This window comes from Parabacteroides sp. AT13, from assembly GCF_002272965.1.
GTDB lineage: Bacteria > Bacteroidota > Bacteroidia > Bacteroidales > Tannerellaceae > Parabacteroides > Parabacteroides distasonis.
This window is the reverse complement of record NZ_NQMH01000001.1, coordinates 697,835-712,007: the sequence shown is the minus strand read 5'-3', so window position 1 is coordinate 712,007 and position 14,173 is coordinate 697,835. Positions and strand designations below refer to the sequence as shown.

At 41.8% G+C, this 14,173-nt stretch carries 11 protein-coding genes; 2 read left to right on the top strand and 9 right to left on the bottom strand.

Annotation, left to right across the window (positions count from 1 at the left end; translation table 11 throughout):
- Position 1 precedes the first annotated feature (1 nt).
- The 9 genes from CI959_RS03405 to CI959_RS03365 all read right to left on the bottom strand — a co-directional run bounded on the left by CI959_RS03405 (position 2) and on the right by CI959_RS03365 (position 9,275).
- Positions 2–1,720, bottom strand: a complete 1,719-nt coding sequence (locus CI959_RS03405) for an ATP-binding protein (RefSeq protein ID WP_009276114.1) — start codon at positions 1,718–1,720, stop codon at positions 2–4.
- 10 nt (positions 1,721–1,730) lie between these two features.
- The gene (locus tag CI959_RS03400) at positions 1,731–2,852 is read right to left on the bottom strand and encodes a sensor protein KdpD (protein WP_005858479.1); all 1,122 of its coding nucleotides are present in this window, start codon (positions 2,850–2,852) and stop codon (positions 1,731–1,733) included.
- 13 nt (positions 2,853–2,865) lie between these two features.
- Positions 2,866–3,636: a hypothetical protein gene (locus tag CI959_RS03395; protein ID WP_005858477.1), complete on the bottom strand. Its 771-nt coding sequence runs from the start codon at positions 3,634–3,636 to the stop codon at positions 2,866–2,868.
- Positions 3,637–3,667: 31 nt separating this feature from the next.
- Complete coding sequence (locus CI959_RS03390; protein WP_005868610.1) at positions 3,668–4,249, bottom strand: K(+)-transporting ATPase subunit C; 582 nt, start codon at positions 4,247–4,249, stop codon at positions 3,668–3,670.
- 80 nt (positions 4,250–4,329) lie between these two features.
- Positions 4,330–6,369 carry a potassium-transporting ATPase subunit KdpB gene (gene kdpB, locus CI959_RS03385; protein WP_005858473.1) on the bottom strand — a complete coding sequence of 680 codons (2,040 nt, stop codon included), beginning with the start codon at positions 6,367–6,369 and terminating at the stop codon, positions 4,330–4,332.
- A gap of 16 nt (positions 6,370–6,385) precedes the next feature.
- Complete coding sequence (kdpA, locus tag CI959_RS03380; protein WP_005858471.1) at positions 6,386–8,095, bottom strand: potassium-transporting ATPase subunit KdpA; 1,710 nt, start codon at positions 8,093–8,095, stop codon at positions 6,386–6,388.
- Between the two features lie 27 nt (positions 8,096–8,122).
- The gene (locus tag CI959_RS22065) at positions 8,123–8,203 is read right to left on the bottom strand and encodes a potassium-transporting ATPase subunit F (protein ID WP_080504992.1); all 81 of its coding nucleotides are present in this window, start codon (positions 8,201–8,203) and stop codon (positions 8,123–8,125) included.
- Positions 8,204–8,574: 371 nt separating this feature from the next.
- Positions 8,575–8,760, bottom strand: a complete 186-nt coding sequence (locus CI959_RS03370) for a helix-turn-helix domain-containing protein (protein ID WP_005858469.1) — start codon at positions 8,758–8,760, stop codon at positions 8,575–8,577.
- Positions 8,761–8,801: 41 nt separating this feature from the next.
- A complete protein-coding gene (locus CI959_RS03365) occupies positions 8,802–9,275 on the bottom strand; it encodes a hypothetical protein (protein WP_005858467.1) in 474 nt (157 codons plus the stop codon).
- A gap of 701 nt (positions 9,276–9,976) precedes the next feature.
- Here CI959_RS03365 and CI959_RS03355 point away from each other — a divergent pair.
- Both CI959_RS03355 and CI959_RS03350 read left to right on the top strand, forming a co-directional pair.
- On the top strand, positions 9,977–12,238 hold the full coding sequence (locus CI959_RS03355; protein WP_005858463.1) for a bifunctional alpha,alpha-trehalose-phosphate synthase (UDP-forming)/trehalose-phosphatase: 2,262 nt from the start codon (positions 9,977–9,979) through the stop codon (positions 12,236–12,238).
- A 5-nt stretch (positions 12,239–12,243) separates the two neighbouring features.
- Positions 12,244–14,031, top strand: a complete 1,788-nt coding sequence (locus tag CI959_RS03350; protein WP_005858461.1) for a glycoside hydrolase family 15 protein — start codon at positions 12,244–12,246, stop codon at positions 14,029–14,031.
- The last annotated feature ends 142 nt before the right edge of the window (positions 14,032–14,173 follow it).

The following is a 14,173-nucleotide window of genomic DNA, read 5'->3' as shown; positions in this document are numbered from 1 at the left end:
TTTATACATTGAATCTGATCACGAACGTGCTACCTTTACCGACTTCGCTTTCGATACGGATCGTACCACCATGAGCTTCCACAAAGTCCTTGCTGATGGCAAGTCCCAAACCGCTACCTTGTACTTTTGTTCCCGGCACACGGAAATAGTGGTCGAAAATACTTTCGTGGTAACGCGAGTCAATGCCCTTTCCGAAGTCCTTGACATAGATCTCGACGGCTTTGTCGATCTGTCGTGCACCGATGATAATCCGTCCGTTCTCCGACGAATAACGGATGGCGTTCGATAACAGGTTGGTCACAACCCAAGCAATCTTCTCGCTGTCGACAAACAATTTGGCAATCTTTTCGGGATACTCCACTTCGATCTGACAGTTAAAACGCTCGGCCTGTACCCGGTTCGCCTTGATGGCATAGTCGATCAGTTCGATCGGTTTGGTAATCTTCGGATTCAGGTAGAGCTTACCGCTTTCTACCTGTGACATCTTCAACAATTCGCCAGTGATCTCCAGCAAACGGTCACTATTTTCCTTTATGTTCTTGGAAAGGCTCTCCTGTTCTGTATTCAGTTTTCCGATCCGATTGTCTTCCAGCAATCTCAGACTCATCATTATAGCTGATATCGGTGTCTTCAGTTCATGGGAGATCGTCGAAATAAAGGTTGTCTTTGCAATATCTTTTTCTTTAAATTCGGTCACGTTCTTCAACAGGATCACATCCCCGACATACTTACTCTCCAGTCCAGTCTGCCTGTTAACGTTGATCGGGATGTATTTTACTTGAAAATAGCTTTCCTTGTTGTCTGCGTAGATTTTCAACGGATCCTTATTGTCATCGGGATGTACCAACTGGCGGATCAAACGGCGCAGCAGATCATTTTTTAACGCCACTTCGGGAGCCGGTTTGTCGATAATGTTTTCCCGTGTCAAATTCAAAACAGTCAAAGCCTCGTCATTGACAAACAAAATCTTCCGTTCCTTACTCAAGCCTATGATAGGTTCTGCAATGCTGTTGATAATTGTTTCTATATATTTTTTCCCTTGCAGGATATCTTCCAGCGAACTGTTCCTGTATTCGGCCAAGCGCTCGGCCATCTCGTTGAACAACGTGGCTATTTCCTTAAACTCCGGTTCATTGCCCAAATTGAGCCGTTTGCTGTAATTGGCATTGGTGATTTCCTTGATGCCATCCGTCAATTTCTGGATCTGTACGCTGACCGAGCGTGGCAGGCGAGCCAGAAAGAGGAAGGCGATCACGATACAAGCAATTCCTACCGTCCAGATCCAAAAGAGAGACCTTTCCGCCGTATGGACAGCCACTTCATTCTTTTCATAAATGGCAGACATATTGACTGCCATAATGGTATAAATCGTCTGGCGTATCTGCCGAATCGATTCATCATCCATGTCATCCAACGCCTTTTCACAGTTCGAACTTAATCGGTTGGTTAGTACGTCTTCATCCTTCTCTGTCAGATTTTTTTTCTGAGCTTCCAACCCGGCCTCAAACTCTTTTCGAGCATTCGGATTTTCCCGAATGGCATCCAGTGACTCGAGCATCTGACGGGAATAAAGGAGTGAATTATAATTATCCGCTAGGATATTCTGCGTGTCATCCGATACATTATGAATGTTTTTTATAGCCAATCCACCTAATAAAGTGATCAGGACAAATAAAAGTCCTATCCCATAAGTCAACTTTGTTTTTATATTCATATTCATGGAAGGATTTTTATGCTAATATTATTAAATCAATGCCTAATTGAGCCAACTCTTCTAACATGTTCCGATAGTGGACCATCGCAAGGATAGCGGAAGGATATTTTAAAGCTGGTCGTCCGATACATAGCGTACTGATTTGCTTTTCTTTACAAGCCTGTACGATCGCATCCGTTATATGTGGGGATTGCACTTGAATGATTTCTCCTCCAAGTTCCGTTGCCAACTTGAAATGGTTAAGCAAATGCCTTTGACTTGCCAACGGAATCCTGTCGGAACTTTCTCTTGGGGTTTGTACATACAGTACAAAAAACTTGGAATTATATCGGGTTGCCAACCGTGCGACTTTCCGTATGATCTTACGGGGAGTTTTCTCATTACTGCTGATGCAGGCCATAAACCTTTCGTGGCGTACGCCGAGATTCTCTGGAATGGTATTCTCCACTTTTTTTTCTACCCGCAAAGCTACCTCTTTCAATGCCAACTCCCTAAGCTGAAGAATATGTTCAGCCTTAAAGAAATTATTTAATGCTGTTTGTATCTTATCGGGTTTGTATATTTTTCCGGCTTTTAACCGAGCCAGCAGTTCGTCAGCAGTAAGGTCTATGTTGACCACTTCATCAGCCTGCTCCAGTACGATATCAGGAATACGTTCCTTGACCTCAATGCCAACCACGTCCTGCACCATCTCGTTAAGTCCTTCTATATGCTGAATATTGACCGCCGTGATCACACTGATACCGGCATCCAGTATATCCATGACATCCTGCCAACGCTTTTCGTTCTTACTGCCTTCGACATTGGTATGAGCCAATTCGTCAACGATGACAACTTCAGGATGGATACTGAGAATCGACTGCAAGTCCATCTCTTCGATCTCTTTTCCTTTATAAAATATCTTGCGGCGGGGGATGATAGGCAATCCTTCCACCAATGCCTCCGTCTCGACTCGCCCATGTGTTTCTATATAACCGATCTTGACATCGATACCGCTTTCCAGTAATTGGTGGGCATCTGATAGCATCCGATACGATTTACCTACACCGGCAATCATGCCGATGTAGATTTTAAAATTGCCACGACGAGACTTTTTCAACAAATCTAAAAAATGTTGTACACTTTGTTCTCGGTCCATGCGTATTATTATATCAAGGTCTTAAAGAAATTCCCAAGACAAGATGGGCATCCTCCATGCGAGGGTTCCAAATTGCCTGTGTAAAAATAGGTAATGAGAAAGAATCCGTGATTTTGATATCTTTCGTTGCTTTCAATGCAACATTCGTTACTGCAAATCCACTATTTACATCACCTCCATACGTAGTTATTCCCGCATCATACGGAAGAACACCACAAGTTGCATTCAGATCGACGCCCTTCACTGTGAATGGAAAATTCAACTCCACATAAGAAGAATAGTTTTGGTTTCCATTTTCATCTTTGTCTTGACCGGCAAACATGAAATTCCAGGCGATAGACAAAGGTAACTTCTCAATAGGCAAAGTGTAAGCCAAACCTGCTTCAAAATGGTGATCTGTTTCATGGCTTTTGAAGTTAAAATAACGGCAAGAGCCTTGCCCTGCCCACCATAAGCTAGCGACAGATAATGTAGGACCAGCTGATCCGAATGTATACGCTGCCGTTAAATCTATCTCTTTAGCCGCAGGCATAGATGTAGAGTTTGCTCCCTGAAAATCGGTAGATCCCCAGGCTGTCAAAGAGAAATTACCTACCCCCAGTGATAGTGTCGGCTGGAAGCTAGCACCAGTCTGGTAGAAACCACGCCAAATATAGGAACTTACCAAATCTCCCTGCACAGAAAAACTTACTTTACCATCCTCTTCCTGTGCATTAGCCAACGTAGAAGATGCCATTGAGAATACAATTGCCAAGGCTGCTACTTTTTTTACGAATGATTTCATAACCTAAATCTAATTGACTTATTAAAATTTGTTATTTGTTATTTGATGCTTGATCAAGCGCAACATTTAATTTCAATACATTTACTTTCTCCGTTCCGAACATACCCAATAACGGTTTCTCAACATGAGAATTGACGATACCCATGACCTTTTCTTCCGACCATCCACGAGCGTCCGCTACACGTTTGGCCTGTGCATAAGCCGCTTTCGGTGAGATATGGGGATCCAAACCGGAACTGCTGGCTGTGATGATTTCAGCCGGAACTTTTTCACGGGTTAGGTAAGGATGATGAACCAAGAATGTATCAATACGTTCTTCCAACAAAGCTAAATGTTCTTCATTGGAAGGTCCCTTGTTACTACCTGCCGAACTGGATGCATCGTAACCGTCACCAGCATGGGAAGGACGTCCCCAGAAATAAATATCTTGCGTGAAATTCTGACCAACGTTGGCGGCCCCCACTACTTTTCCATTCAATGTAACCAGTTCTGCATTACCTTTATTCGGTCCTGCCACTTGGGCAAACAACCACAAAACGAAGATGTAGAAAACACTGAAGAACAAACAAAATGCAATTGTCAGTCTTAATGATTTAAAAAGATTTGATATCATAATGAATTATTGTTTTATTTTCTTAACCTTCCTCCTATCTTCATACAGAGGGAGGAAGGTTTTTAATATTGATTTTACTTTTACATGAATAAACTTACAATCATATCTATCAACTTGATACCAATGAACGGGGCAATTACACCGCCCAAACCGTAGATCAGCAAGTTGCGACGAAGCAATGCGGAAGCACCGATCGGTTTATAAGCCACACCACGTAATGCCAGAGGGATCAGAATCGGGATGATGATCGCATTAAAGATGATCGCACTTAGGATCGCTGATTCCGGACTGTGCAGGTGCATGATGTTCATCGGGGCCAATGCCGGGATCGTAACCATGAACAGAGCTGGTACGATAGCGAAATACTTGGCCACGTCGTTAGCGATACTGAAAGTAGTCAGCGTACCGCGAGTCATCAGCAACTGTTTACCGATTTCGACAATCTCGATCAGTTTCGTTGGGTCGTTGTCCAAATCAACCATATTACCAGCTTCCTTGGCAGCCTGCGTACCACTGTTCATTGCGACACCAACGTTTGCCTGAGCCAAGGCCGGGGCATCGTTCGTACCGTCCCCCATCATGGCGACCAGCTTACCGTTTTCCTGTTCCTTACGGATATAGTTCATCTTGTCTTCCGGTTTGGCTTCGGCGATATAATCGTCTACACCGGCTTTTTCAGCGATATATTTTGCGGTCAACGGGTTATCACCGGTTACCATTACCGTCTTCACACCCATCTTACGCAAACGTTCAAAACGTTCTTGGATCCCCGGTTTGATGATATCCTGTAATTCGATCACACCGATGATGAAATCATCCTGTGAAACAACCAACGGAGTACCGCCGTTACTCGTAATCTTCTGAACCAAATCGGCCACCTCTTTCGGATATTTGTTGCCGGCAGCCTCACTCATCTTACGAATAGCATCAAAAGCTCCTTTACGGATGCGAGTACCATTTGCCAAATCCACCCCTGAACATTTAGTTTCTGCCGTAAACTTGATCATCTTTGATCCGGATGTATTCAAATCATGTACACGTACACCTTTTTCACGTCCCAGTTCCACGATTGACTTACCTTCGGGCGTATCGTCAGAAAGAGAGGACAGTAGACAAGCTTGTACAAAAGAGTGTTCGTCAATGCCGGATACCGGATAGAACTGGGTTGCTTTACGGTTACCGATCGTGATCGTACCAGTCTTGTCGAGCAGCAAAGTATCAATGTCACCAGCTGTTTCAACCGCCTTACCGGATTTGGTGATCACATTAGCAGACAACGCACGATCCATACCGGCAATACCGATGGCAGATAACAAACCACCGATCGTAGTAGGGATCAAACAAACGAACAAAGAGATAAAGGCCGCGATCGTAATCGTCGTGTTGGAATAATCAGCAAACGGTTTCAAGGTACCGCAAACAACAACGAATACCAATGTAAAACCTGCCAGCAAGATTGTCAAGGCGATTTCGTTCGGAGTTTTCTGGCGAGAAGCTCCTTCCACCAAGGCGATCATCTTATCCAAGAAACTTTCACCCGGTTCGGTCGTCACTTTCACCTTGATCTGGTCGGACAATACTTTCGTACCGCCTGTTACAGAACTCTTGTCTCCACCCGCTTCACGGATCACCGGAGCAGATTCACCTGTGATGGCGCTTTCATCGATAGAAGCCAGACCTTCGATAATTTCACCATCGGAAGGAATCGTGTCGCCGGCTTCACAAATAAAGATGTCGCCTTTCTTCAACTGAGAAGAACTGACCGTTTCGATCTTGTTACCGACACACAATTTGGCAGGAGTTTCTTCCCGGGTCTTACGCAAACTGTCGGCCTGTGCCTTGCCTCGTGCCTCTGCAATCGCCTCTGCGAAGTTGGCGAAAAGCAACGTGGCGAACAATACAATAAACACTAAGATATTGTAACCGAAAGATCCTTGTGTCGTATCACCGGTGGTAGCCGCCCAAATCGTAACAAACAACATGACGAATGTCACCACCTCCACGATAAACATGATCGGGTTACGGAACATCATCCGCGGATTCAACTTAATGAATGATTGCTTCAAACTTTCTATAACGAGCTTCTTTGGAAATAAAGAAGCAGTTTTGTTATTTCTCATCTTCTTAATCTGTCAATTAGTAAATACTAAAATATTCGGCGATCGGGCCTAATGTTTGTGCCGGGAAGAATGACAAGGCAGCAACGATGACGATTACGAAGAATGTCATCACACCGAATGTAACCGTATCAGTCTTTAATGTACCCGCACTCTCCGGAGTGTACTTCTTGTTTGCCAAAAGACCTGCAATAGCTACCTGTCCGACAATTGGCAAATAACGTGAAATGATCAGTGCCAAACCGCAAGTGTAGTTCCAGAAATAGGTATTGTCGCCTAATCCTTCAAAACCGGAACCGTTGTTAGCAGAAGAAGAAGTATATTCATATAACATTTCACTGAAACCATGGAAACCAGGGTTGTTCAACCAGCCACCCTCGCTCTCTACGAATTCAGGGGCATATACCCATACGTAGGAAGAGATAGCCGTAAAGATCAAAATCACGAATGGGTGAGCCAACGAAACGATCGTTGCAATCTTCATTTCTCGGGCTTCTACCTTTTTACCTAAGAATTCCGGCGTACGTCCGACCATCAAACCGCTGATGAATACGGCTATAATCAAGAATGCATAGTAGTTCATGAAACCTACGCCGACACCACCAAACCATGTATTGATCTGCATGTTCAACATCTCCACCATACCAGAAAGAGGCATTGTACTGTCGTGCATACCGTTAACGGAACCATTAGAGGTGACGGTCGTAGTCACAGACCACAAAGCGGTTGCGCCCGGACCCAGACGGGTTTCCTTACCTTCCATAGCACCGCAAGACTGGTCAATACCCATCTCGTCGATTTTCGGGTTACCTGCCATCTCATAGTGAACGTTACAGAATACCCCCAAAAGATAAGCAAACAGCATCACACCATAGATCACATAACCTAACTTTTTACGTTTCAGATAAAATCCCAAAGCAAATACCAATGCCATCGGAATGATCAGAATAGACCAACATTCTACAATATTGGTCAGGTAAGTCGGGTTTTCCAATGGGTGAGAAGAGTTTACTCCGAAGTAACCACCACCATTCGTACCTAACTGTTTAATCGGAACGATTGCAGCTGTAGGACCTTGTGAAACAGTTTGTTCAGCTCCTTCCAATGTCGGGATTGTCATTTTGGAGTCAAAGCCCATCGGCGTACCTTGTATGATCAGGATGAAACCCACGATCAGAGACATCGGGAAAAGGATACGTGTACAGCTGATCACTAAATAGTGCCAGAAGTTGCCGATTGTTTTAGTTGTTTTGGCGGCCATCGACTTCATAATTCCAGCCATGGCAGCCATACCTGTTGCAGCAGTGATGAACTGGAACAACATGATGACGAACAACTGTGTAAAATAAGTCAAACCGCTTTCTCCGCTATAGTGCTGCAAGTTACAGTTAACCATGAAACTAATACACGTGTTGAACGCCAAATCTGGACTTTGTCCGCTGTTCCCATCAGGATTCAAAGGAAGATATCCTTGCGATACCAACAGGATCATACCCCAGAAGAACCAAAATACGTTTATAATAAGCAGAGATTTCAAGAATGCCTTCCAATCCATCTCTTCATTGGGGTTGATACCCGCCAGCTTGTAAATAAATCTTTCAATTGGAGCCATGAAACGCATGCAGTCGTTTCCCTCCTTATACACCTTGGCGATATGCTTTCCCAGCGGGTAACTGATAACCAGCAGCAGCAATATCTGCAATGCTACACCTAAAATTTCTGTATTCATCTTTTCACTTAAAAAAACTAATTACCATTAAAACTTTTCGGGCTTAATTAGGACATACATCAAATACCCGAAGATCAATAAGCAAAGTATAAACAGTGCTAAAAACATAATTTAATTCTCCTTTCTTACATTAAATTTTCTCAAACCAGTCCACACACTTGAAGAAAAACCAATAGCATGCTACACCGGTAGCACACAAGAACAAAAATGATAACGTATCTTCCATACTTGTCTTTTTTAATTGTTAATACTATTTATTTGTTTTCCACCCTACTATATGCCAAAGCTGTGCCAAAAAATCGAGTTCTTGCACAATGCATTGTTTATCAGTTATATAATCAAAAAATAATATTATTATGTAATATGCTCAATCCTTTTCAAAAGGAAAAAGATATTTTCATTTTGAAAAGGTATATAAAAAAGGCAAGCTGCCTGTTTTAGGTAAACCTACCGGGTATGCAAGAACAAAGTGTTCCACATTATAGTCCATAGGCTTCCATCTTCCTATAAAGTGTGGTTAAGGCTATCCCAAGAGGACGAGCAGCTTCGGGTTTGTATCCGTTAGTATGTTGGAGAACTTTCTGAATGTGGTGCTTTTCAACGCTGACTAGGTCCAATTCAATATTATTCCCCGTATTTTCAGATAATTGACATTTCCTTTCCATGGACATCGTTTTATGGCTGCCATATATTTTTTATGATCACTTTAAATCTCACCAAAATCTTTAGATATCTGCCCTGCACAGGCAGGCTTCCAACAATCGAAATTTCTCTTTTTAGCTAAAATCATGTTATTGATTATAGGCAATTCGCAACTTTCGCTGATATATAAAATAGCATGTCCTTGAGCTGTTGTTTTCAATTGTTTTCTTAATGTGTTCCAAGCTTCTGTATCAGAAATAAAATATTGCGATGCGGTAGACTCCGTTTCATACACCAGTTTGTATTCATTCAGCACCAATTCATTTTCCTGATTTGTCTTCTTTTGAGGATAGCATAAATAGGCAATTCCTGTCAAAAGGATGATTCCTGTAAAAGTATTCAGCAGATATTTAAAATAATAATCATTTTCGAAGACATAGAATTCATTGATGCTACCACATATACATACGCTAGCCACTAACAGTAATATTACCGTTATCCGTTGCTTTAAAAATTTCATCCGCATATTCTTTTCCATTTGTATCCTAATTTTTGAAATCAAATCCTTTAAATAAGCCGTGAATAAATTATATCCACGGCTCAAAAAGAAAAAAACAATTCAAATCTTTACAGAATGAATGGAGAAAAAGATTTTGGTACACATAAAACAACTTTAATTGCAATAATATATAATATGAAACTCATATCCTTCTATGAGCAACCAAGTACTTCTTGCAAGGCCACCATTTTTCAATCCTGTTTTTCAAAATGAAAAAATACCCCAAAACACCAATCCAGCTTGTTACTAGTAACAGAACGATAATCTTGTTTTTGATCCTTTGAGGAACATCTTTTTTTATTAAATTGCTGATTGCCCATACAGAGGCAAGCGAGCCTAACTGATAAATAAAAAATACCATTTTGTTTCTTTGTTGTTCTACATTGTTTCTTATAGCAGACAACCGAAGATGAATATTAATGATACTTTCTTCGGAAATCTAAACTGATAAAGATAATGCCAAAATCAGACCAATTAGAAAACAACAAACATAAATCACTATATATCAATTGATTAAAAATATTAATTCTAAATTGAAAGTAAAAAAAACAACTAAAATGAAAAAGTGTTTTTCATTTTGGTAATATTACTTAGGCTTCCCTATTTGCAAACATCTGTTTATCAATGACAAATACAAATTGGTATGGATTTTGCTTTGTGTTGTATATAATATTTCAAATATGAGATTATTTATCATTTCGAATAGGTTGCCTGTAAAAGTTACACGTTCCTCCGATGGAAAATTTGTTTTTTCACGGAGCGAAGGAGGGCTGGCTACAGGTTTGAAGTCATTGGACGTTGATTGTGAAAAACATTGGATTGGTTGGCCTGGCGTCTGCGTAGAACAAAAGACGGAAAAAGATGACATTTGCAGTCAATTGGAAAAAAATAATTATCATCCGGTATTCTTATCCGACAGGCAGTATGAAAATTACTACGAAGGATATAGCAACAGTACCCTATGGCCCCTCTGTCATTACTTTTTTGCTTATACGTTATATAAAAAGAACTTTTGGGAATCATATAGGGAAGTCAATGCTGTTTTTTGTGAAGAGATATCTCGGATAGTTGAACCTAATGATTGGGTTTGGGTACAGGACTATCAGTTAATGCTGTTGCCGGGCATGCTCCGTGAGAAGTTTCCCAACCTTCATATCGGGTATTTCCACCATATTCCGTTCCCTTCACATGAACTTTTCCGGATTCTGCCCGAAAGGGTCGAGATCCTGAACGGACTTTTGGGAGCCGACTTTGTCGCTTTTCACATTCACGATTATATGCGTCATTTCATCAGTGCGACGGAACGCATCCTTCATAAGAATTTCAATCTGGATGAAGTTCAAATGAATGATCGTGTAACCCGTGTGGATGCATTACCGATGGGGATAAACTATGATCTTTATCACAATGTGATAGCTGATGACAAAGTCCACCACGCAGTAGAGAAAACACGACTTCTATTTGGAGATCATAAGTTAATCATATCGGTAGACCGACTGGATTACAGCAAAGGAATATTGCACCGTCTTTACGGATTCGCCTCTTTTTTGAAAAATCATCCGGAATATCACGGGAAAGTGACATTGGCGATGGTTATCGTCCCCTCTCGCGACCATGTAGGCAGTTATGCCGAATTGAAAACCAAAATAGACGAGGAGATCGGTTCTATCAATGGAACTTACTCTACCATGAATTGGACTCCGGTATGTTATTTTTATCACGGTTTCTCTTTTGAGGAATTGGTAGCGATGTATTATGTTGCCGATATAGCCTTGGTAACCCCTTTGCGCGATGGTATGAATCTTGTGGCAAAAGAGTATGTCGCTACCAAACAAGATAATCCGGGGGTACTCATTTTAAGTGAAATGGCCGGTGCTTCGGTTGAATTGTCTGATGCTTTATTGATTAATCCAAACGACACGGACCAGATCGAACAAGCCATTTGCCGTGCATTGAAAATGCCATTGGAGGAACAAAGAGAAAGGCTTCAGCGAATGCAAGCCATCCTTTCGGTTCAAACCGTAAACAAATGGGCTGCGGATTTCATGAGAGAATGGCGGCAGGCCGCAGAGAAAAACAAACGATTACAAAAGAAAAAGATCTCCGCACAAGACCAGAACGAAATCAAAACATTATATGACCAAGCGAAAAAGCGCTTGATTTTGCTGGATTACGACGGAACATTAACTGCATTCAAAAATCATCCGGAAGATGCAGCTCCAACACCTGCATTACGAGACCTGTTACAGCGTTTTTGTTCCGACTCTCGGAATCATGTAACCATTAATAGCGGGCGGGACCACTATACATTGGAGAAATGGCTGGGAGATCTTCCTCTGTCTTTTGCCGCCGAGCATGGTGCATTTTACAAGGAAAAAGGCGCATGGCATAAAAACATAGGCAATCGAGAGTGGGATTCGGAGCTATTGTTTATTCTAAATTTGTTTGTAAGCAAAACCCCGTACTCTCATCTTGAGACAAAAGAAGCTGCTCTTGCCTGGCATTATAGAGAATCGGACGCCTGGCTGGGAGAGCTGAGAGCGCAACAGCTAACAAAGGCTATAATGCCTGTTTGCCTGAGAAAGGGATTACAAATCATGCAGGGCAACAAAGTCGTGGAAATAAAATCTCCAGAATACACAAAAGGTTCGGAAGTAGATCGCCTATTATTGGCTTCCCGCTATGATTTTATACTAGCAATGGGAGATGACACGACGGATGAGGATATGTTCCGGGCTCTTCCAGTATCCGCCATAACAGTTAAAGTTGGAATTGTATCTGAAAAAGCCAAATACAATCTGTCCTCGCAGGAAGAAGTATTGCCTTTTTTGGAAGAACTGTCGGGTGAAGGTGTTAGTTACGGAACGACTTCCAGAAGCATAAAAGGTCAACTGAAAGCCACCGTTGATTTTTTTAAAGGATTGTGGACAAATAAAAAATAATTTTTATGGACAAGTTAAATTACGGAGTAATAGGAAATTGCTGCACAGCGGCTTTGATTTCGGATAAAGGCAGTATAGATTGGTTATGTTTCCCTAACTTCGACTCACCTTCCATCTTTGCGTCATTGCTCGATCGGGAGAAAGGGGGATATTTCGGCTTCGAGGTTTCTCCGGATTATCAAATATCGCAATCGTATGTTCCTCATACAAATATTCTTTCGACCAACTTCGTATCAGAAGAAAATGAATTTGCCGTTGTAGATTTCATGCCTTGTTACCATCTGAGCGATGCGAGCAATTGTTATCGTCCGGCAGAGATCTACCGATATATCCGCAGAATCAAAGGTACTCCCCGTTTTAAAATCAACTATGAGCCGGCTCCGGACTATGCCCGTGGAAAGACAATTTTCAACACGACCTCGGAATATATAGAGACCTACTCTACTTCTAACAGCAAAGATAGGCAATATCTTTATTCCTCACTACCTTTGCACAAGATCTTGGAACAGAAAGAAATCATACTGGCTAAGGACGAGTTCTTGCTACTTTCATATAACGAGAAAGTAATCCCCGTCAACATTGAGCGTGAGAAACTGGAATACTGCCGGACGCTGGTTTATTGGCTAAATTGGACTGACCGAACCAAGAAGTTTACGGTCTATAACGATGTCATTGAGCGAAGTCTCCTAGTTTTAAAATTGATGTCTTTTTATAATGGAGCCGTATTGGCGGCCATAACAACTAGCCTACCGGAAACGATCGGAGAAGTCCGTAACTGGGATTATCGTTTTTGTTGGCTGCGCGACGCCTCCATGTCCATTGAAACTTTGTTCCAGATAGGCCATGTCGAAGCCGCAAGGCGGTTCATGAGATTTGTCCAGTCTACTTTTGTTTCTCAACACGATACTTACCAGATCATGTACGGTATTCGCGGAGAAAGAAAATTGACGGAAGTTATTCTGGGACATCTTTCCGGTTATAAGAACTCACGACCCGTTCGGATCGGTAATGATGCTTACCACCAGCTTCAAAATGACTCGTTCGGCTATTTAATGGACCTGATCTACCAATACTATCGTTTGATGCCCGGTACATTGGACGAGGTGGAAGATATGTGGGAAATGGTAAAAAGTATCCTGACGAATGTGATGATTGACTGGAAAAAACCAGACAAAGGCATTTGGGAGATTAGAGGAGAAGGACAGCATTTTGTTTCCTCCAAAGTTATGTGCTGGGTCGCATTAGACAGGGGAGCTCGTATTGCAGATTTATTAAACAAACCGACATACCGGAGACGTTGGTCGGAAGAAGCGGCCGTAATCAAAGAAAATGTCATGAAAAACGGTTGGAAAGAAGAGATGCAAAGTTTCTCGCAAGCCTACGGTAATTCCGACCTTGATGCGTCCTTGTTGTTAATGGAACCGTACGGATTTATCGATCCGAGAGACATACGCTACCATAAAACAGTGCAAGCGATAAAGAATGCGTTACTTTACAAAGGGTTGATGTACCGTTATAAATCTCATGATGATTTCGGACTTCCCTCTTCCGCCTTTACTATTTGTACGTTCTGGCTCATTCGTGCTCTTTATGTCATAGGAGAAAAAGAAGAAGCACGTAGTCTGTTTGAGGAAATGCTTCATAATTCAAATCACTTGGGACTTTTCAGTGAAGACATTGATTTTGAAACCAAGGAGCAACTGGGGAATTTTCCTCAAGCATATTCCCATTTGGCACTAGTTAATACCGCTATATTGTTTTCGGAAGAGGACATACGACTGTTTTTTAAATAAACCTTCTGTATCTCTTTCATTTTGGAAATATTTTTTCACTATGAAAGAGATTTTATTCTCTTTTTATAGGACAAAGCTCATAGATATCTCATTATTAAATAATTATATATCTTCGAACGCTATTGGCTCAAAAATTGCCAGC

Coding starts and splice junctions, on each gene's coding strand:
- CI959_RS03405 (WP_009276114.1), bottom strand. CDS start 1,720: ATGAATATGAATATAAAAACAAAGTTGACTTATGGGATAGGACTTTTA.
- CI959_RS03400 (WP_005858479.1), bottom strand. CDS start 2,852: ATGGACCGAGAACAAAGTGTACAACATTTTTTAGATTTGTTGAAAAAG.
- CI959_RS03395 (WP_005858477.1), bottom strand. CDS start 3,636: ATGAAATCATTCGTAAAAAAAGTAGCAGCCTTGGCAATTGTATTCTCA.
- CI959_RS03390 (WP_005868610.1), bottom strand. CDS start 4,249: ATGATATCAAATCTTTTTAAATCATTAAGACTGACAATTGCATTTTGT.
- kdpB (WP_005858473.1), bottom strand. CDS start 6,369: ATGAGAAATAACAAAACTGCTTCTTTATTTCCAAAGAAGCTCGTTATA.
- kdpA (WP_005858471.1), bottom strand. CDS start 8,095: ATGAATACAGAAATTTTAGGTGTAGCATTGCAGATATTGCTGCTGCTG.
- CI959_RS22065 (WP_080504992.1), bottom strand. CDS start 8,203: ATGTTTTTAGCACTGTTTATACTTTGCTTATTGATCTTCGGGTATTTG.
- CI959_RS03370 (WP_005858469.1), bottom strand. CDS start 8,760: ATGGAAAGGAAATGTCAATTATCTGAAAATACGGGGAATAATATTGAA.
- CI959_RS03365 (WP_005858467.1), bottom strand. CDS start 9,275: ATGGAAAAGAATATGCGGATGAAATTTTTAAAGCAACGGATAACGGTA.
- CI959_RS03355 (WP_005858463.1), top strand. CDS start 9,977: ATGAGATTATTTATCATTTCGAATAGGTTGCCTGTAAAAGTTACACGT.
- CI959_RS03350 (WP_005858461.1), top strand. CDS start 12,244: ATGGACAAGTTAAATTACGGAGTAATAGGAAATTGCTGCACAGCGGCT.